We start from the raw sequence: 18,261 nt of genomic DNA, 5'->3' as shown, positions 1-18,261 counted from the left end.
CATGTCGTGCGAGTTCGTTATAACTACAGGCACACATCCAAACAGCAATGGGGAAGGGGTGGGTGCGTCAGATGCGTACCGAGGAAAAGATCAAACAACGAGTACAAAAACTACTCAATCAAGCCAACGACAGGGAAGGGACACCGGAGGGTGACGCGTTCTATGCCCGAGCATTCGAGCTGATGGCACAGTACGGCTACGACGAGCGCGATCTTGCAAGTCCCGATGCTGGCGACAACGTAGGCCACCGCGCCTACACGTTCCGTGGCGCCTACACCGATATGCAGGCAACGCTGCTGCACTCCATCGCGAGGTCGTTGCACTGTACGGGGTTTACGCAGCGGGTGTATAACTCCACGCGCGTCAAGGACGCAGACCTTTTTGGTCTACAGCGGCACCTCGACCGGGTGGACATGCTCTACGCGCTGTTGTTGCCGGTGATGCTTGCAGAATCACAAAAGATCCGCGCCACCAACTTCGGGGAATCGGTCGTGGTAATGCGTCGGTCGTTTATGCAGGGGTTCGCGACAAGCATCGGCAAACGTCTGATGAAAGCTGAAGAGGGCGCAGCAAAGGGGGATAGCGAATATGCGCTTGCGCTTGTCGACGACGCCGCAAAGGCCGAGCAAGCCCGCTCCAAATTTGCCGAAGAGCAGGGCTTTGTGCTCTCCGCGCACCAAACCAACCGCTCGTTCGACCCAGGTGCGTACCTCAGCGGACACGCCGCGGGAGAGAATTCAGACCTCGGCCAAACACGGGTGAAGTCCAGGGCGGCGCTGCCGTTCTGATGCATTCGGTGTCGGGAGATGCTGACGGGGGCTAGGTGTCGTCGTTAAGCAATTTGGTTCTGAGCGAACAAGCAGGTAACTTGGTCGATCGGACTTGTGCGCCGAGATTTCGGCGTGCCAAGCCGAGAGAAACATTTGAACATCCAACTTTGTTGCAGGCCCCTCGCCAAGATGCGGACCGCGTGCAAGGGAGGCGGCGAGCGGCCCACGCTACTGAGTGTGGGCAGCGTTGAGTAGCCCCCGATAGACCATGCGGAAAACGCGACCTTGAAAAGGGTCAGGTGGGTTTAGGGAACCGCAACGAGAAAGGAAACGGTCACCACAATGACCATGACAGATCCGATTGCGGACATGCTGTCGCGCGTGCGCAACGCAACAACTGCGCAGCACGACACCGTGTCTATGCCGTCCTCCAAGCTCAAGGCAGCTATTGCTGAGATCTTGAAGCAGGAAGGCTACATCGAAGATTACAAAGTTGAGGACGAGAAGGTTGGCAAATCGCTGACGCTCAACCTCAAGTACGGCCCGACCCGCGAGGCTTCCATCGCTGGTCTGCGCCGCGTGTCCAAGCCGGGCCTGCGCGTGTACGCCAAGTCCAACGACCTGCCTCAGGTGCTCGGTGGCCTGGGCGTGGCAATCATCTCCACGTCCCACGGCCTGCTGACCGACCGCCAGGCTCAAGAGAAGGGTGTAGGCGGGGAAGTCCTCGCTTACGTCTGGTAAGGGGAGGTTGAAAAGACTATGTCGCGTGTAGGTAATGCACCCATCGCAATCCCGAACAACGTCGAGGTGAAGATCGACGGCCAGCGTGTTGAGGTCAAGGGCCCGAAGGCCACCATGGACCTCGAGATGCCGGAGCCGATCACCGCTTCCGTCGAAGACAACGAAGTCGTGGTGTCCCGTCCGGACGATCACCGTGACAGCCGTTCGCTGCACGGCCTGACCCGCTCGCTGATCAACAACCTGATCATCGGCGTGACTGAGGGCTACAAGATCAACATGGAGATCTTCGGCGTCGGTTACCGCGTGCAGCAGAAGGGCAAGGACCTTGAGTTCTCCCTCGGCTACTCGCACCCGATCCTGATTGAGGCGCCGGAAGGCGTCACGTTCTCCGTCGATGGCAACACCAAGTTCGCCATCGAAGGCACTGACAAGCAGCAGGTTGGCCAGATTGCGGCAAACATCCGCCGTCTGCGTAAGGATGACCCGTACAAGGGTAAGGGCATCCGCTACGCCGGCGAGCAGGTCCGCCGCAAGGTCGGAAAGACGGGTAAGTAATCATGAGCAATACTGCAGAGAACACCAAGCGCACCCCGGTGGGCAAGGACATCTCGTCCCGCCGCCGCGAGGCTCGCGCACGTCGCCACTACCGCATCCGCAAGACCCTGCGTGGCACCCCGGAGACCCCGCGTCTCGTTGTGCACCGCTCGTCTCGCCACATCCACGTCCAGGTCATCGACGACCTCGCAGGCCACACCCTGGTTTCTGCGTCGTCCATCGAGGCGGACGTGCGCAACCTGGAGGGCGACAAGAAGGAGAAGGCCGCAAAGGTTGGCCAGCTCGTCGCTGAGCGTGCCAAGGCAGCAGGCATCGAGCAGATCGTCTTCGACCGTGGTGGCTACAAGTACCACGGCCGCGTTGCGGCCCTGGCTGAAGCTGCTCGTGAAGGTGGTCTGAAGTTCTAATGATCACGGCAAACATCACCATCAACGGAAGGATCGCGTAATGGCCGAACGTGAACGGCGTGACGGCGGGCGCTCCGCCGACAACCAGAACAACAACGACCGCGGTAACCGCGGCGGCCGTGGCCGTCGCGACGACCGTCGCAACCAGAACGACGAGCGCGATAAGTACATCGAGCGCGTCATCACCATCAACCGTGTTGCCAAGACCGTTAAGGGTGGCCGCAACATGTCCTTCACCGCTCTCGTCGTCGTCGGCGACGGTGAAGGCATGGTCGGCGTTGGCTACGGCAAGGCGAAGGAAGTTCCCGCCGCAATTCAGAAGGGTGCAGAAGAGGCTCGCAAGAACTTCTTCCGCGTCCCGATGATCGGTGGCACCATTCCTCACCCGGTTCAGGCTGAAGAAGCCGCCGGTATCGTCATGCTCCGCCCGGCTGCTCCGGGTACCGGTGTGATCGCCGGTGGCGCAGTCCGTCCGGTGCTCGAGGCCGCTGGTGTCCAGGACATCCTGGCTAAGTCCCTCGGTTCCGACAACGCCCTCAACGTGGTTCAGGCCACCGTTGCCGGCCTGAAGCAGCTCGTGCGTCCGGAAGAGGTCGCAGCGAAGCGCGGTAAGGCTGTCGAGGACGTTGCCCCGGCACGTATGCTGCGCGCTCGCGCAGGACAGGAGGCCTAAGAACAATGGCACTGAAGATTACGTTGCACCACGGCAAGATCGGTGAGAAGCCGGTGACCCGCAAGAACCTCGAGGCTCTCGGTCTGCGCAAGATCGGTCAGTCCGTGGTGAAGAAGGACAACGCTGCTACCCGCGGCCAGATCCTCAAGGTGCGTCACCTCGTCACCGTCGAAGAAGTTGCAGGGGAGTAGATAAAACATGGCTGACATCATCAAGCTCCATGATCTGCGCCCGGCAGAGGGCGCCAACAAGGCCAAGACCCGCGTTGGTCGCGGTGAGGCCTCCAAGGGCAAGACCGCTGGCCGCGGTACCAAGGGCACCAAGGCTCGTAAGCAGGTTTCCGCTGCTTTCGAGGGTGGCCAGATGCCGCTGCACATGCGTCTGCCGAAGCTCAAGGGCTTCAAGAACCCGAACCGCGTCGAGTACCAGGTGGTCAACGTCGCGGACCTCGCGGAAGCATTCCCGCAGGGTGGCGACATTGCAGTTGCCGACATCGTCGCTAAGGGCCTCGTTCGCCCGAAGCAGCCGGTGAAGGTGCTGGCAGAGGGCGACATCAACGTCGCACTCAACGTCACCGCAAACAAGTTCTCCAAGTCCGCTGAGGAGAAGCTCAAGGCTGCTGGCGGCTCCGCCACCGTCGTCGAGTTCTCCAAGCGCGCTCCGAAGGACGCGTAAAGAGCCGAAAGCGTAACGCTTTCCGCGCTTGAGATAACCCCCATACTGGACAATCACTGTCCGGTGTGGGGGTTTTCGCTGTGCTGTAGCGGTAAAGTCGACCGTGAGTATCAACTTTTTAAGCACAGCTGCTAGGGTAGTGGGGTCAAACACGGCGACGGCCCGTTTTGTGTGCCTTCATGCACGAGTCGGCGCTGCACTATCCACTACCTTCCGCCGCGGTTCAGGTGGAAGCCAGGAGGCTATGTGTCCGCAATTGCTCAGGCGTTTAAGGATCCTGACCTTCGCAAGAAGATCTTGATCACCCTTGCGCTGATGATTCTGTACCGCGTAGGTGCCCAGATCCCGTCCCCGGGCGTTGATTACGCGTTGATCAACCAGCGACTCGAAGAGGTTGCCCAGGGTGACCGTGCCACGATGTTCTCCATCATTGGCCTGTTCTCCGGTGGTGCACTGCTGCAGTTGTCGATCTTCGCGATCGGCATCATGCCGTACATTACGGCGTCGATTATCGTGCAGCTGCTCACTGTCGTGATCCCGAAGTTCGAGGAGCTGAAGAAGGAAGGCCAGTCCGGCCAGGCGAAGATGACGCAGTACACCCGCTACCTCACGGTGGCGCTGGCGTTGCTGCAGTCCGCAGGTATCGTCGCGCTGGCAGACCGCGAGCAGCTGCTCGGCCAGGGAATGCCGGTGCTGGTGGAAGACCGCAATGTCTGGACCTTGATCATGATGATCCTTGTGATGACCTCCGGTGCGGTGCTCATCATGTGGCTCGGCGAGATCATCACTGAAAAGGGCGTGGGCAACGGTATGTCCCTGCTCATCTTTGCGGGTATCGCAACCCAGATCCCGTCCGAGGGTGCGTTCATCCTCCAGAACTCCGGTGCCTTGACGCTGATCCTCGTCATCCTCGCGCTTGTTGCGCTGGTCGTCGGCATTGTCTTCATTGAGCAGGGCCAGCGTCGCATCCCGGTGCAGTACGCCAAGCGCATGGTGGGCCGTCGCCAGTACGGTGGTTCTTCCACCTACTTGCCGCTGAAGGTCAACCAGGCTGGCGTTATCCCGGTCATCTTCGCCTCGTCGCTGATGTACGTGCCGGTTCTGATCACACAGATCGTGACCATGAATAACCCGACTCCGCCGGACAACTGGTGGATGAACCACGTGATGGCATGGCTGCAGAACCCGGGTTCGTGGCAGTACATCCTCACCTACGTCGTGATGATCATCTTCTTCTCCTACTTCTATGTGTCGATCCAGTATGACCCGGTCGATCAGGCAGAGAACATGAAGAAGTACGGTGGCTTTATCCCGGGTATCCGTCCGGGCCGTCCGACTGCTGAATACCTCGCGTTCGTCATGAACCGCCTGCTGTTCGTCGGCGCGATTTACCTCGCGCTGATCGCAGTGCTGCCGAACCTGGCAATGGACGCCGGTATCACCGGCTCCGGCCGGATGGGTATGAGCGCGTTTGGCGGTACAGCCATCCTGATTATGGTTTCCGTGGCCCTGACCACGGTTAAGCAAATTGAATCCCAGCTTCTGCAATCCAACTACGAAGGACTTCTGCGATAATGCGTCTCGTTCTCCTTGGCCCTCCCGGTGCCGGCAAGGGCACCCAAGCCGCTATCCTTTCCGAAAAGCTCGGTGTTCCGCACATCTCCACCGGTGATCTGTTCCGCGCCAACATTGGCGAGGGCACCCCGCTCGGTGTTGAGGCAAAGAGCTACATCGACGCCGGCAAGCTTGTGCCGACCGATGTCACCGCACGCATGGTTGAGGATCGCCTGAACCAGGACGACGCGAAGGACGGCTTCCTGCTGGACGGCTTCCCGCGCACGGTGGAGCAGGCTGAGATCCTGACCGACCTACTGGCGAAGAAGGGCGAGAAGCTCGACGGCGTGCTCAACTTCGTTGTTGATGAGGACGTTGTCGTGGAGCGCATGCTCGCCCGTGGTCGTGCAGACGACAACGAGGAGACCATCCGCACCCGTCTCGCCGTGTACCGCGATGAGACCGCACCGCTGATCGATCACTACGGTGAGGAGATCATTTCTATCGACGCTGTGGGCGACGTCGACGAGATCAACCAGCGCGCCATGGCGCAGCTGGGCAAGTAGTCCGAATACGCTCAAGGCCGGTGTTCGCACCGGCCTTTCGCTTTTTGCTTATCGACGACCACCACAAAGGAGCACCCCGCTATGGCATTCCGCAAACGCAAGATTGTTGCCAAAACCCCCGACGAACTCGATGCGATGGAGGCAGCCGGCCGCATTGTCGGTGTCGCGCTGCAGGAGGTCCGTGCTGCGGCAAAGCCGGGTGTCAGCACGCTTGACCTTGACAAGGTGGCGGAAACCGTCATTCGCGACCATGGCGCGGTGCCGACCTTCCTCGGATACCACGGTTTTACTGGCTCGATTTGTGCGTCGGTCAACGATGTGGTGGTCCATGGCATTCCATCCGCTGACGTGGTGCTCAATGAAGGGGACCTGGTTTCCATCGACTGCGGCGCGACGTTCAACGGTTGGGTAGGGGACAGTGCCTGGTCGTTCGGTATCGGTGAACTTGCACCGGATGTGGACGCGCTCAACCGCGCAACCGAGTGGGTGCTCGCAGAAGGTCTGAAAGCCATGGTTCCGGGCAACAAGCTCACTGACGTGTCTCACGCGTTGGAGTTGGCAACCTACGCCGCCGAGGAGTGTTTCGGCGTTGAGCTCGGCATTGTGGATGGCTACGGCGGGCACGGAATTGGCCGCACGATGCACGAAGACCCGTACCTGGCCAATGAGGGCAAGCCGAATCGGGGTCCTGTGATTCAGGAAGGTTCGGTGTTGGCGATCGAGCCGATGTTGATCCTGGGTGGTGGCTACGACACGCGCGTACTTGACGACGAATGGACGGTTACCACCCTCGATGGCTCGCCGGCAGCACACTGGGAACACACTGTGGCGGCGACCGCTCAGGGACCACGAATTCTTACTCCGCGCGTATAAACGGCTGGCGCGTCGATGCGTGATTCATAGCTATACGGTTATACTTCCGGCATGTCTTACCGTCCTCGCCATGCAAAGCAGTCGCCGTTGAAGCGACGTGCAATTACGTTTGCCGCCGGTTTTGGTGTCGTCGCTACGCTCGCCGCACCTGTGACTGCGCAGGCAGCGCCTGCTCCGGCCCCGAATCCGGTTGCGACCTCCAGCCTTGATGCGCTGTCCTCGTCGGCAAACACCGCGTTTGCAAACCTGGATAAGTCTGCACGGGATGCAGCTTGGGATCTTCGCAACAACCTGCGCTTGCAGGCAGACGGGTTGGCGAATATCAGCCCGGATCTGCCGGCGAAGGCGAAGCAGCGTATCGACGAGATCGTGGAGGTTTTCTTCCCCGGACTCATCGCCGAGAAGACTCCGAAGCCGAAGCCTGCACCGAAGCCGGCTCCCGCTCCGGCACCAGCTCCTGCTCCGGCGCCGGCTCCGAACCCGCGTGCTGGCTTTGACTACGGTCCGTGCCCGGCCGATGCCAAGGCCTGCATTGACATTGATGGTCGCCGTTCCTGGCTGCAGAACAACGGTGTCATGTACTACCAGTCGGGCCTGATTGGTCCGGGCCGACCGGGCTACGAGACGCCGCGCGGCACCTTCTACGTCAACCGTAAGGTCAAGGACGAGATCTCCTGGGAGTTCGGCAACGCACCGATGCCGTACGCCACGTACTTCACCTACAACGGTATTGCGTTCCATGAGGGGGACCCGAGCATTCTGTCTCACGGCTGCATCCGCATGTACCGCGGTGATGCACAGCGCTACTTCAGTGATCTGCAGATCGGTGACAAGGTCTACGTCTACTAGACATCTTTGTTGCATATTGGCCCCGGCGAAATGCTGGGGCCTTTTGCGTTTTCGCAGGTGAGCGGATAAAGTAGTCCAGCGGTGCTGCCACGAAGTGTTGGCATGTACCGACTGTCACGGTAAGAAAACGTTTCTGCCTGCACATTTGCGGGCAGTGTAGGAAGTGGAGTGTATGGCAAAAGAAGGCGCAATCGAGGTTGAGGGCCGCATCGTCGAGCCCCTGAAGAACGCCATGTTCCGTGTCGAACTCGACAATGGGCACGAGGTTCTCGCCCACATCAGTGGCAAGATGCGCCAGCACTACATCCGCATCCTCCCTGAGGACCGTGTCGTGGTGGAGCTCTCTCCCTACGACCTGGAACGCGGGCGTATCACTTACCGCTACAAGTAAGCATTTCAGCCTCCTCACCCAGACCTGCTCATAGTGGGTCGTTTACCTCCGGCCACGGTGGCTGGAGCCGCGTGTAATCCCAACCCATCCTCCGGCACGGTCCGGATAAAGCGTTGGTTGACGTGGACGGGTGGGGAGAAAACCACCGTAACAACCCGAAAGGTACGTACCTCATGGCACGTCTAGCTGGTGTTGATCTCCCGCGCAATAAGCGCATGGAGATCGCTCTCACCTACATCTATGGCATCGGTGCAACCCGATCCAAGGAACTGCTCGAGAAGACGGGCATTTCTCCGGACCTGCGCACGGACGATCTGAGCGATGACCAGCTCTCCGCTCTGCGTGACGCGATTGAGTCCTCCTACACCGTCGAGGGCGACCTGCGCCGCGAGGTTCAGGCAGACATCCGCCGCAAGATCGAAATCGGCTCCTACCAGGGCATGCGCCACCGTCGTGGCCTGCCTGTCCGCGGCCAGCGCACCAAGACCAATGCGCGTACCCGCAAGGGCCCGAAGAAGACCATCGCAGGAAAGAAGAAGTAACCTATGGCTACTCAGACTCGTTCCGGTGCACGTCGCGGACGTCGCATCGTCAAGAAGAACGTGGCCGCAGGCCACGCATACATCAAGTCCACCTTCAACAACACCATCGTGTCCATCACGGACCCGCAGGGCAACGTCATCTCCTGGGCGTCCTCCGGCCACGTTGGCTTCAAGGGCTCCCGTAAGTCCACGCCGTTCGCTGCGCAGATGGCTGCAGAGAACGCTGCCCGCAAGGCAATGGACCACGGCATGAAGAAGGTCGACGTTTTCGTCAAGGGTCCGGGCTCCGGCCGCGAGACCGCTATCCGTTCGCTCCAGGCTGCCGGCCTGGAGGTGTCTTCGATCTCCGACGTGACGCCTCAGCCGTTCAACGGCTGCCGTCCGCCGAAGCGTCGTCGCGTTTAAGGCTGAAAGGAAAAGAGGTAAAGAGACATGGCTCGTTACACCGGCCCTGCTACCCGTAAGTCCCGTCGCCTCCGCGTCGACCTCGTCGGCGGCGACATGTCCTTCGAGCGTCGCCCGTACCCTCCGGGGCAGGCTGGTCGCGCTCGCATCAAGGAATCCGAGTACCTGCTCCAGCTGCAGGAGAAGCAGAAGGCCCGCTTCACCTACGGTGTGATGGAGAAGCAGTTCCGTCGCTACTACGAAGAAGCGAACCGTCGCCCGGGCAAGACCGGCGACAACCTGCTCATCCTGCTGGAGTCCCGTCTGGACAACGTTGTCTACCGTGCTGGTCTGGCTAAGACCCGCCGTCAGGCACGTCAGCTCGTGTCCCACGGCCACTTCACGGTCAACGGCAAGAGCATCGACGTTCCGTCGTTCGCGGTAACGCAGTACGACATCATCGACGTCCGTGAGAAGTCCCGCAACATGCTGTGGTTCGAAGAGGCTCAGGACAACCTCCTGGACGCTGTCGTTCCGGCTTGGCTGCAGGTCGTTCCGGACACCCTGCGCATCCTCGTGCACCAGTTGCCCGAGCGCGCTCAGATCGAGGTGCCGCTGCAGGAGCAGCTCATCGTCGAGCTTTACTCGAAGTAAACTTTCACACGTTTGCTTCACCCCGCGCGCCGTCCACGGTGCACGGAATCTTCCATATCAGTCCCTACCGGCTTCATATAGCGGGAGCCAAAGGAGAAGTTCATGCTCATCTCTCAGCGTCCTGAATTGACCGAGGAGTACATCGATACCAACCGCTCGAAGTTCGTCATCGAGCCGCTCGAGCCTGGTTTCGGTTACACCCTGGGCAACTCCCTGCGTCGCACGCTGCTGTCGTCCATCCCGGGCGCAGCCGTGACGTCCATCAAGATCGACGGTGTGCTCCACGAGTTCACCACGATCAACGGTGTCAAGGAGAATGTCTCCGAGATCATCCTCAACATCAAGGACCTCGTGCTGTCTTCCGACTTTGACGAGCCGGTAGTCATGCAGCTTGCAGTCGAGGGGCCGGGCGACGTCACCGCAGGTGACATCGAGCCACCGGCAGGCGTGGAGATCCACAACCCGGATCTGCACATCGCCTCCCTTAACGAGCAGGCACGCCTGGAGATGGAGCTTGTTGTCGAGCGCGGCCGTGGCTACGTCCCGGCTATGCCGAACTCCGGTGGAGAGGCCGGCCGTATCCCGGTCGACCAGATTTACTCGCCGGTGACCCGTGTTGCTTACAAGGTTGAGGCAACTCGTGTTGAGCAGCGCACCGACTTTGACAAGCTCATCATCGACGTTGAGACGAAGAACTCGATGACCGCACGTGACGCGCTCGCGTCGGCTGGTTCCACCCTGGTGGAGCTCTTCGGCCTGGCTCGTGAGCTCAACACCGCTGCAGAGGGCATCGAGATCGGCCCGTCGGCTCAGGAGTCCGAGTACATCGCTGCGTACTCCACGCCGATCGAGGACCTGAACTTCTCTGTTCGTTCCTACAACTGCCTGAAGCGTCAGGAGATCCACACCGTGGGCGAGCTTGCTGAGTACAGCGAGACCGACCTGCTGGACATCCGCAACTTCGGCCAGAAGTCGATCAACGAGGTCAAGATCAAGCTCGCTAACCTGGGCCTGACCTTGAAGGACGCTCCGGAAGATTTCGACCCGACCCAGCTCGAAGGCTACGACGCCGAAACTGGCGATTTCGTGGACGACGGCGCGGACGAGACCGAGTAACACAACAGAGCACGCGCTCAACTAACCGCATACGAGGAGTTCGAATATGCCTACCCCCAAGAAGGGTGCCCGCCTCGGAGGGTCCGCCTCGCACCAGAAGCACATTCTGGCCAACCTGGCGCAGTCCCTCTTCGAGAACGGCGCTATCAAGACGACGGACGCTAAGGCACGCGCCGTGCGTCCGTACGCTGAGAAGCTGATCACCAAGGCGAAGAAGGGCACTGTGGCTGACCGCCGCGCAGTCCTCGCTGAGCTGCCGAACAAGCAGGTTGTTAACTACCTGTTCAACGAGCTCGCGCCGAAGTTCGAGAACCGTGAGGGCGGCTACACCCGCTCCATCAAGCTCCCGAACCGCTCCGGTGACAACGCTCCGATGACCCAGATTTCCCTGGTGCTCGAGGAGACCGTTACCACCGAGGCAACCCGCGCTGCACGCGCAGCTGCATCCCGCCAGGCTGAGGAGGCCAAGGCTGAGGAGGCTCCGGCAGAGGAGACCACCGAGGCTCCGGCAGAGGAGACCGCTGCTGAGGAAGAGAAGTAAACTCACTTCCTTCCTCGCGTAACGCCCAGCTACCCCGTGTAGCTGGGCGTTTTGTATTGCCCAGATAAGATTGATCGCCATGGATGAGACGATGCGGCTGCGTTTGGATATCGCCTACGATGGCACCGATTTTCACGGTTGGGCGCGCCAGAAAAGCGGCATCCGCACAGTCCAACAGACCATCGAAGAGGCGTTGAGCCTCGTGCTGCGTAGTAGCGTCTCCCTTACCGTCGCTGGACGCACCGACGCAGGAGTCCATGCCTCGGGACAGACCGCCCATGTGGATATTCCTCGCAGCAGCCTTGATCAGCGTTCGATTGAGGGGGACCCGGGACGGTTGGTTCGTCGATTAGCAAAACTGCTCCCGGAAGACGTCCGCGTATTTAATGTCGTGGAAGCGCCAGAGGGGTTTGACGCGCGTTTCTCGGCGTTGGCTCGCACCTACGTATATCGGGTGACTACGCATCCGGCAGGTGCGTTGCCAACACGGGCGCGCGATACGGCGGTGTGGCCAAAACCTATCGACCTTGAGACGACACAGGCGTGTGCCGATGCGCTTGTGGGCTTGAACAACTTTGCGGCGTTTTGCCGCCCGAAGGAGCATGCCACCACGATCCGCGACGTGCATTCTTTCGAGTGGTCGCAGGTCGAGGACACCGTGTACGAAGCGCGCATTGTTGCGGATGCGTTTTGCTGGAATATGGTTCGCGCGCTGACCGCGACGTGTTTAACCGTCGGGGAGGGCCGCCGGGGGAGTGACTGGCCAAAGGTGCTCTTGCTTCGCGACGAACGCGCGCCCGAAGTCCCACTCGCTCCCGCTCGTGGCCTGACGTTGGTCGGCGTCGAGTATCCCGCTGATTCTGAGTTAGCTGCCCGCGCCGAAGCTACCCGCGCGCGTCGCGAGATGTAGCATGCTTGGGTTACTGACAATCTGGGAGGTGCGATGACCACAGCAGCCGCAGCATGGTTTGCAGTTGTGTTTTTCCTGCTTCCCGGATTCCTGGTGGCGTGGGTTGCAGGCCTCCGAGTTCCTGCAGCGGTGACCGCGGCGCTGCCGGTGACCTTCGGTGTTATCGGAGTGTCGTCGTGGATGTGGGGCGTGACTAGTGCGCCGTTTAACCTGTGGACGTTCGGGGTGAGCATGGTGTTTGCCCTCGCGGTGGCTGGCGGGTGGCGCTATGCGTTTGCGCGCAAGGCCCGCCGCGGTGGTGATGTGCCGTGGCGCCGTGCGCTTTTTCCCGGCAAGGTGGAGTGGACGCACTGGGGCATTCCGTTTGTCGGGGTAGTGGTCGCGGCGTGGATGGCAGTTACGGACCGGCTGTCGTGGTTGGCTCAGATGCCCAACGGTGCGGACAATATCGTCCAGGGGTGGGATTCGCAGTGGCATGCGAATGCGGTGCGGTTTGTGATGGAGACGGGCGTGGCGTCGTCGACACGCATGGGCGAGCTGCAGAACTTCGAAACGCACGCGCGGCTGTTCTACCCGTCGGGATTCCACGCGGGTGTTGCTCTCTTTGCGGAGGCTGCTGGTCTTGAGCCGATTCGGGCGGTCAACATCGCGTCGACGGTGCTGCCAGCGGTGGCACTGCCGCTGACCATGGTGTGTCTGGTGTTCGCGTTTATGCGCTCGACTGGGCTCACCGCGCAGATTGCCGCCGCGTTTGCCGCGATCATGGCGTACGCGGCCCCGCAGTTGCTGTGGGTGCCCGACTACGTGGGGATGTGGCCGTACCTGTTTGCGATGACCCTGACCGGCATCGTGGTTTGGCAGTTCCTTGGAGTTCCGGCACGACATGCGGGTGCGCTGCCTGCTGCGATCGGGTTCCTTGGCGTGTTGTGCACACACCCGGCTGCGGTGACCGTGGTGGTGCTCGGCGTCATCTTTGCGTGGGCGACGTCGCTGCTGGTTCGCCCGGTGCGCTCGCGTCGTAGCGATACGGTGTGGATGGCACTCCCGGCAGCCGCGGCAACGCTTGTGTTTTTGCCCCAAGTGCTGGCGGGGTCGGACCAGGCGAGTGAGGTTGCCTCGTGGGCGCCGCAGGAGAAACTAGGCCGCGGCGGCGCGTGGGGGAGTGCGTTTCGGATGGACACCCGGCACGTCTCTCAGTTTTTCCCGGACTTCGACCCGACGGTGATGCTGTGGCTCGCCGGTGCAGGCGCGCTGGCGTTGGTGCTGTGGCGCGGCCAGGTGTGGCCTGTGCTGTTGTATGTGGTTTCGCTTGCGGTGACCGCAAATGCGCTCACACCATTCGATAACGCGTGGGGCGATGTACTGGCCATGGTGGGCAACCTGCACTACAGCACGGGGCACCGGCTGATCATGCCGGTGGTGATGTGCGTGTGGGTAGCGGCCGCCATCGGCATTGCTGTGATTATCCGCCTTGTCACCTTCGCTCCACTCGCAGCACGAACCGGTACGGGGCAGCGAGCCACGGTGCTGGCGTCGATCGCGGTGGCGGTGATCGCCGGGTCGGCGGCGGTGCCACAGGTACGCAACCACACTGAGGCTGGTGCACAGGACGCGTTTGCTACCCCGCGCCAAAGCGGACGGATGGTAAGCGCGGATGACCTCCAGGTGTTTGACTGGTTGGCGACCCAGGACGCAGCGTGGGAAGGCACGATCATGGGTGATCCTGCGGATGGATATTCGTGGATGTATGCCTACAACGGGTTGCCGTCGGTTTCCCGCCATTACCTATGGCCGACCGGCGGGATTGGCTCAGCGCACGACACAATTTTCCAGCACGCGGACTTCATCGGAGAAGACAACAATGAGTTGGTGGAGCGGGCGCTGAAGGATCTGGATGTGCGGTTCTTTGTTCTCAGCCCGGGCTCGTTTTGGGCGTACCAGAAGCCGCAGTATCCGATGCTGCGAGCGTTCTGGGCGTCAAACGGGGTGACGCCGGTGTATCGCAAGGGCACGACGTCGGTGTTTGCGGTCAACAGCGAGTTTTCTGCCGCCCAGTTGCGGGCGATGCGCAAAGACGGACAGGACCACGGCTCGGATGAGCTATTCGAGCTTGAAGATGCCGGTGTAGCCGCCTGGTAGATGCGCGCGGGGTGCTAAGGCTGTAGCCTGTTGAGTACTTACTCGGGGGAGGGGGAATTATGGCGAAACTTTTGCCTACTACACGTGCCCAGGTTTCGGGCCACCAGTTCATGCGCCGTCGTATGGAGCATGGGTTGTTGTTCGGGGATATCCGGATGATTCATGACCCGTTGTCGGCGCGCCATCGCGCCACGGTGTTTGGTGTTGCTGCGGTGGTGATGATCGCCGGGGTGATGGGGTTGTTTGCGTGGATGCGTCCGAATGCAGATCCGGGGGATGCCCCGATTCTGCGGGCGTCGGACGGCACGCTGTATGTGCGTGTTGATGACACTGTTCATCCGGTGACCAATCTTTCTTCTGCACGCTTGATTGCTGGTGCGGCGGCTGATCCGTCGCGGGTGGGTGATGAGCATTTGGCGGCGATGCCACGTGGCGTTCAGGTGGGCATTGTGGCTGCGCCGGCGATGTTTGCGCCGGAGGGTGCGGTTGATGCTGCATGGTCGGTGTGTGCGGTGCCGGGCCGTGTGACGGTGGTTGCGGGGCAGCGTCCGGAGCCTTTGCTTGGCGACGATACCGTGCTGGCCACCGACGGCACCCGCCAATGGCTGGTGACTGGTGAGGGCAGACAGTTGCTGCCTGATGCGGCGTCCCCGCAGGGGCGTATTGTGCGCCGTGCGTTGGGGGTCGGGCACACCACTCCGATGTGGGAGCCACCGTTGCAGGTGATGACGGCGCTGAAGGAATTGCCACCGGTATCAGTACCTGCGCCCGACCGGCTGCCAGAAGTATTGGTCGCTGAGAGCGGTGCGTGGGCGCTGTTCAACGGGAGAATCGAGCCGCTCAGTGAGGTGCAGCAGGCAGTGCTGTTGGATGCTGGCGCGAAGCAACGCAGCATCGGCCGCGAACAGTTAGCCACGTATCAGGACGGGGACTTAGGGCTGACGATTCCAGAGCGTCGCCCGCAGTGGGTTGACCCGGTGCAGCAGACGGTATGCGTGGACCAGGACCGTGGTGGCGCGGTGCAGTCCGGTACAGAACACGACGGTACAAAACACGACGGTGCAGAACACGCCGGTACAGCACGGTACGGCGCAGTGCGATCCGGTGATGCTTCGGCGATTGCGTTGTCTGGGGCGTCGGTGGCGACACATTTTGCGGGGCTTGCGGATGGCTCGATCGGTGTGGATTCCGGACATGGCTTCCACGTCGTGGCGAGCAACGGGTTGCGCCACCGTGCACCCGATGCGGAAACACTTGCCACGGTGGGTGCGGTGCATGTCGAGCGCGTGCCTTGGGAGATTGTCAGCCTCTTGCCGGAGGGCGAGGAGCTGACCCGGGCTGCGGCTTTGACCGCCACGTACTAGCAGCGCACAGCGCAAGGGCGCCCAGTAGAGCGAACACAACTGCGCCGAGGCCGACACTGCTGAACCGTTTCGCGGCCAAGGAGGCGGTGCGCTCTGTTGGGGCCACGGTGACGGTGTCCCGTGGCGCGATGTCGTCCGGGGTGAGTTGGCTGATCACGTTGTGCGGGGTGATGGCGCCGCCGCCGTGTTGTGCTGCGGCGGTGATGAGCGTGCGCACGTGGTCTGGCGTGATGCCGGGGTAGCGCTGCATGAGCAACGCGGCCGCACCACTGACTACCGGTGCGGCGAAGCTGGTTCCAACGTACGGGCGTGACCCGTCACGGGTGAGCGTGCCGTCGGCCCAGCCGTTGCCGCTGGATGCGAGCGCGTGTGGGACAAGACCGGCTGCGGAGATTTCCGCTGGCATGGAGTATGACGCGAGCGTGTGGGTGTCCTCGCGAGCCCCCACAGCAAGCACCGTGGGAAACAGAGCCGGGATCACGCTAAAGCCTGGTTCACAATCGGCGCTGGTGTTGCCGGATGCGGCGACGACGACTGCGCCGTCGGCCTCGGCACGGTGCAACGCGCCGCGCAGTCCATTGAGATCAATGCGTGAGGCAAGCCCCGGGTCCACACAGGACACGACAGAGACGTTGAGCACGCGCGCACCTTCGTCGAGCGCGTTGTTGATTGCAGAAGCGAGCGTCTCAAGGTCCCCCGCGACAGATTGGTCGCGGCCACCGCGGTAATGGGCTGACGTTTGACGCACCGCCAGGATCTCCGCATCTGGTGCGATGCCGAGCGTGCGCCCAGCGATGACGCCGGCGACGACGGTGCCGTGGCTGTCGCAGTCCGCAAGCGCGTTGTCGCCGACAAAGCCGGCTCCGGGGCGCAGGTGATTAAGTTCCGAGTGTGGAGCGACGCCAGTGTCGATGACGGCGACGCGCACGCCGGCTCCGGTGGCGAAGCGACGGAGCTCGTGGAGCTCCGCAGGTGTCTCACCTGGTGGTTGTGCTGCCGAAGGCACGGCGCAGGCGATGTCTTGGGCGGAGGCGTAGGTAAGCGAGCCCGGCGCGAGTGCTGCAGGTGCGCAGAGTACAGGCATGGCGAGCAACAGTGGCAACAGTGCGGAAGCGGGCAGGGAACGTGTGCGCATTGTTACAGCCCTCGAATCAGGTCGAAGACCCCGGTGAGGTGTACCGCGAGTGGGATGACGGCGATGAGGGCGGCGATTTCGGCACGTTCGAACCAGACAACGGTTGTCGGTTCTAGGTCGGGTACGCGCCGGGCCCACAGCACGGTGGTTGTAGCAGCCAGTGCGGTGAGGACGGCGATGGTGATGAGGGCGGGATGCGGGTCGTCGATACGCACGATGCTGATGGCGGAAGCAATGACTGCCGCGAGTGCTATCGCCATCAGCGCAATGCGGGTTGCAGCCCAGTGGTGGCGCGATGCGTAGACGACGAGTGCGCCGGCGATGCAGGTGCAGAACACGAAGTTCCATGCACCGCCGCTGCTGCCGATCTGGAGGAGCGCAGGGATGCTCACTGTGGAAATTCCGGCGGTGACTGCGCTGGCGATGGTGGTGGCGACTCGGCTGCGTGCGTCGACGTCTGGTTGGTATTCGTCGGCGCGATCGAATTCTTCGCCGGCGGTGGGCACGTGCGCCACGGCAAGGCCTGCAGCACGGGTGGCGATGCCGGGTGTGGCGGCAACCGTAAACAGGCCGGTGAGGACGGATAATGCGGCAGGCGCGTTTGCGGCGGGCAGCCAGGTGCCTAACATGCCGATGCCGCTGAGCACACCAACCGTGACAGCAAACGCCACCAATGCAGGGCCCGCAAGGCGCAGAGCCACTCCAATGCCGACGGTGATGAAGGCTGTGACGACGCCTGCGAGGGCGCCAAGAGCAACGTCTGTGCTGTGCAGGTTCGGTTCTGTGCCACCGATGACCCATGTGGCGGCGGCCCAGCCGAGGCACAACGGCGCTGCAGCAAACACGGCGGGCGATTTCGCAACAGCAGCGAGGGTGAGCGCGCATAACCCGGTGACGGCGAAGGTCGCGGGAGATGGGGCAAACATGCTGAGCAGCAACGCAATGCACGCTAACCCTACGAGGGTTGCGGCGGTGTCGAGGCCGCGCACGCTGCGGGCATTGCGGCCTGCGTGCGCGAGGGCGTCGGCGGCGTCGCGTACCACGGGAGGTGCGATGGGTTCTTTGGGGCGCAGGGCGATCACGGCGCCGTCGTGAAGCTTGAGCGCGTACAACGGCGTGTGCATGTCGAGTGGGCGTCCGCCTGCCGTGGAGATTTCCCACGGGCGGTGGATCTGCGGCAGTTCCACAAGACGCGCCAATTCGGGCAGCACCTCTGCAAACGTTGAGGATGTCGGCAGTGTGACATCGATATCGCGGTGAAACGCCGCAACAGAAACACGTACGGTTACGCGCACAATGTGGTGCGCCGAAGTAGCAACCAAAACTCTTCCCCCGGAAGTCTCAACGCGTGGCCCCCATTTGCCACGCAACTTGGGCCAGTATGGCGCACCGTTACGCTGCAGTCCAGCTTTTCGTACCCCT

22 protein-coding genes are annotated in these 18,261 nt (G+C 61.8%); 20 read left to right on the top strand and 2 right to left on the bottom strand.

Translation table 11 applies throughout. The annotated features are described in order from the left end of the window. The first annotated feature begins 71 nt into the window (after nucleotides 1-71). The 20 genes from HMPREF3120_RS02610 to eccB all read left to right on the top strand — a co-directional run bounded on the left by HMPREF3120_RS02610 (nucleotide 72) and on the right by eccB (nucleotide 15,704). Nucleotides 72-788, top strand: coding sequence for a DUF2786 domain-containing protein (locus tag HMPREF3120_RS02610; protein ID WP_141739348.1), 717 nt, complete (start codon nucleotides 72-74; stop codon nucleotides 786-788). A 324-nt stretch (nucleotides 789-1,112) separates the two neighbouring features. Then, nucleotides 1,113-1,511 carry a 30S ribosomal protein S8 gene (gene rpsH, locus HMPREF3120_RS02605; protein ID WP_070422733.1) on the top strand — a complete coding sequence of 133 codons (399 nt, stop codon included), beginning with the start codon at nucleotides 1,113-1,115 and terminating at the stop codon, nucleotides 1,509-1,511. Between the two features lie 18 nt (nucleotides 1,512-1,529). Further along, nucleotides 1,530-2,066 (top strand): 50S ribosomal protein L6, encoded by a 537-nt coding sequence (gene rplF, locus HMPREF3120_RS02600; protein ID WP_070422734.1) that lies wholly within the window; start codon nucleotides 1,530-1,532, stop codon nucleotides 2,064-2,066. Between the two features lie 2 nt (nucleotides 2,067-2,068). Next, nucleotides 2,069-2,473: a 50S ribosomal protein L18 gene (gene rplR / locus HMPREF3120_RS02595; protein ID WP_070422735.1), complete on the top strand. Its 405-nt coding sequence runs from the start codon at nucleotides 2,069-2,071 to the stop codon at nucleotides 2,471-2,473. A 40-nt stretch (nucleotides 2,474-2,513) separates the two neighbouring features. Then, on the top strand, nucleotides 2,514-3,146 hold the full coding sequence (gene rpsE / locus HMPREF3120_RS02590) for a 30S ribosomal protein S5 (RefSeq protein ID WP_070422736.1): 633 nt from the start codon (nucleotides 2,514-2,516) through the stop codon (nucleotides 3,144-3,146). Between the two features lie 5 nt (nucleotides 3,147-3,151). Continuing rightward, nucleotides 3,152-3,337, top strand: coding sequence for a 50S ribosomal protein L30 (gene rpmD, locus HMPREF3120_RS02585; RefSeq protein ID WP_034997282.1), 186 nt, complete (start codon nucleotides 3,152-3,154; stop codon nucleotides 3,335-3,337). Between the two features lie 7 nt (nucleotides 3,338-3,344). Beyond that, the gene (rplO, locus tag HMPREF3120_RS02580; protein WP_070422737.1) at nucleotides 3,345-3,821 is read left to right on the top strand and encodes a 50S ribosomal protein L15; all 477 of its coding nucleotides are present in this window, start codon (nucleotides 3,345-3,347) and stop codon (nucleotides 3,819-3,821) included. A gap of 246 nt (nucleotides 3,822-4,067) precedes the next feature. After that, nucleotides 4,068-5,396 carry a preprotein translocase subunit SecY gene (secY, locus tag HMPREF3120_RS02575; RefSeq protein WP_070422738.1) on the top strand — a complete coding sequence of 443 codons (1,329 nt, stop codon included), beginning with the start codon at nucleotides 4,068-4,070 and terminating at the stop codon, nucleotides 5,394-5,396. Next, entirely contained in the window at nucleotides 5,396-5,941 is a 546-nt protein-coding gene (locus HMPREF3120_RS02570; protein WP_070422739.1) for an adenylate kinase, read from the top strand. Before secY ends, HMPREF3120_RS02570 begins: the two co-directional genes overlap by 1 nt. An 81-nt stretch (nucleotides 5,942-6,022) precedes the next feature. After that, complete coding sequence (map, locus tag HMPREF3120_RS02565; protein ID WP_070450595.1) at nucleotides 6,023-6,814, top strand: type I methionyl aminopeptidase; 792 nt, start codon at nucleotides 6,023-6,025, stop codon at nucleotides 6,812-6,814. A 51-nt stretch (nucleotides 6,815-6,865) separates the two neighbouring features. After that, the gene (locus tag HMPREF3120_RS02560; RefSeq protein WP_070422741.1) at nucleotides 6,866-7,663 is read left to right on the top strand and encodes a L,D-transpeptidase; all 798 of its coding nucleotides are present in this window, start codon (nucleotides 6,866-6,868) and stop codon (nucleotides 7,661-7,663) included. A gap of 172 nt (nucleotides 7,664-7,835) precedes the next feature. Next, complete coding sequence (gene infA / locus HMPREF3120_RS02555; protein ID WP_070422742.1) at nucleotides 7,836-8,054, top strand: translation initiation factor IF-1; 219 nt, start codon at nucleotides 7,836-7,838, stop codon at nucleotides 8,052-8,054. Nucleotides 8,055-8,227: 173 nt separating this feature from the next. After that, nucleotides 8,228-8,596 carry a 30S ribosomal protein S13 gene (gene rpsM / locus HMPREF3120_RS02550; RefSeq protein ID WP_070422743.1) on the top strand — a complete coding sequence of 123 codons (369 nt, stop codon included), beginning with the start codon at nucleotides 8,228-8,230 and terminating at the stop codon, nucleotides 8,594-8,596. A gap of 3 nt (nucleotides 8,597-8,599) precedes the next feature. Beyond that, nucleotides 8,600-9,001 carry a 30S ribosomal protein S11 gene (gene rpsK, locus HMPREF3120_RS02545; protein ID WP_070422744.1) on the top strand — a complete coding sequence of 134 codons (402 nt, stop codon included), beginning with the start codon at nucleotides 8,600-8,602 and terminating at the stop codon, nucleotides 8,999-9,001. A gap of 27 nt (nucleotides 9,002-9,028) precedes the next feature. After that, nucleotides 9,029-9,634: a 30S ribosomal protein S4 gene (gene rpsD / locus HMPREF3120_RS02540; protein ID WP_070422745.1), complete on the top strand. Its 606-nt coding sequence runs from the start codon at nucleotides 9,029-9,031 to the stop codon at nucleotides 9,632-9,634. A 102-nt stretch (nucleotides 9,635-9,736) separates the two neighbouring features. Then, on the top strand, nucleotides 9,737-10,750 hold the full coding sequence (locus HMPREF3120_RS02535) for a DNA-directed RNA polymerase subunit alpha (RefSeq protein WP_070422746.1): 1,014 nt from the start codon (nucleotides 9,737-9,739) through the stop codon (nucleotides 10,748-10,750). Between the two features lie 46 nt (nucleotides 10,751-10,796). After that, nucleotides 10,797-11,291: a 50S ribosomal protein L17 gene (rplQ, locus tag HMPREF3120_RS02530; protein WP_070422747.1), complete on the top strand. Its 495-nt coding sequence runs from the start codon at nucleotides 10,797-10,799 to the stop codon at nucleotides 11,289-11,291. 79 nt (nucleotides 11,292-11,370) lie between these two features. Beyond that, on the top strand, nucleotides 11,371-12,201 hold the full coding sequence (truA, locus tag HMPREF3120_RS02525) for a tRNA pseudouridine(38-40) synthase TruA (protein ID WP_070450593.1): 831 nt from the start codon (nucleotides 11,371-11,373) through the stop codon (nucleotides 12,199-12,201). A gap of 33 nt (nucleotides 12,202-12,234) precedes the next feature. Further along, nucleotides 12,235-14,340 carry a DUF6541 family protein gene (locus HMPREF3120_RS02520; protein ID WP_070450591.1) on the top strand — a complete coding sequence of 702 codons (2,106 nt, stop codon included), beginning with the start codon at nucleotides 12,235-12,237 and terminating at the stop codon, nucleotides 14,338-14,340. A gap of 59 nt (nucleotides 14,341-14,399) precedes the next feature. Next, nucleotides 14,400-15,704, top strand: a complete 1,305-nt coding sequence (gene eccB / locus HMPREF3120_RS02515) for a type VII secretion protein EccB (protein ID WP_070450589.1) — start codon at nucleotides 14,400-14,402, stop codon at nucleotides 15,702-15,704. On the opposite strand, the gene HMPREF3120_RS02510 is transcribed toward eccB, so the two are convergent. Together HMPREF3120_RS02510 and eccD are read right to left on the bottom strand one after the other, a co-directional pair. Continuing rightward, complete coding sequence (locus tag HMPREF3120_RS02510) at nucleotides 15,643-16,839, bottom strand: S8 family serine peptidase (RefSeq protein ID WP_083284744.1); 1,197 nt, start codon at nucleotides 16,837-16,839, stop codon at nucleotides 15,643-15,645. The two genes, eccB and HMPREF3120_RS02510, sit on opposite strands and share 62 nt — an antisense overlap. Nucleotides 16,840-16,841: 2 nt before the next feature. Continuing rightward, entirely contained in the window at nucleotides 16,842-18,134 is a 1,293-nt protein-coding gene (gene eccD, locus HMPREF3120_RS02505) for a type VII secretion integral membrane protein EccD (RefSeq protein WP_210384487.1), read from the bottom strand. Nucleotides 18,135-18,261: the final 127 nt, after the last annotated feature.

The sequence above is a fragment of the Corynebacterium sp. HMSC11D10 genome, from assembly GCF_001806995.1.
Taxonomy (GTDB): domain Bacteria; phylum Actinomycetota; class Actinomycetes; order Mycobacteriales; family Mycobacteriaceae; genus Corynebacterium; species Corynebacterium coyleae.
This window is presented reverse-complemented; position numbering and strand designations above follow the sequence as displayed.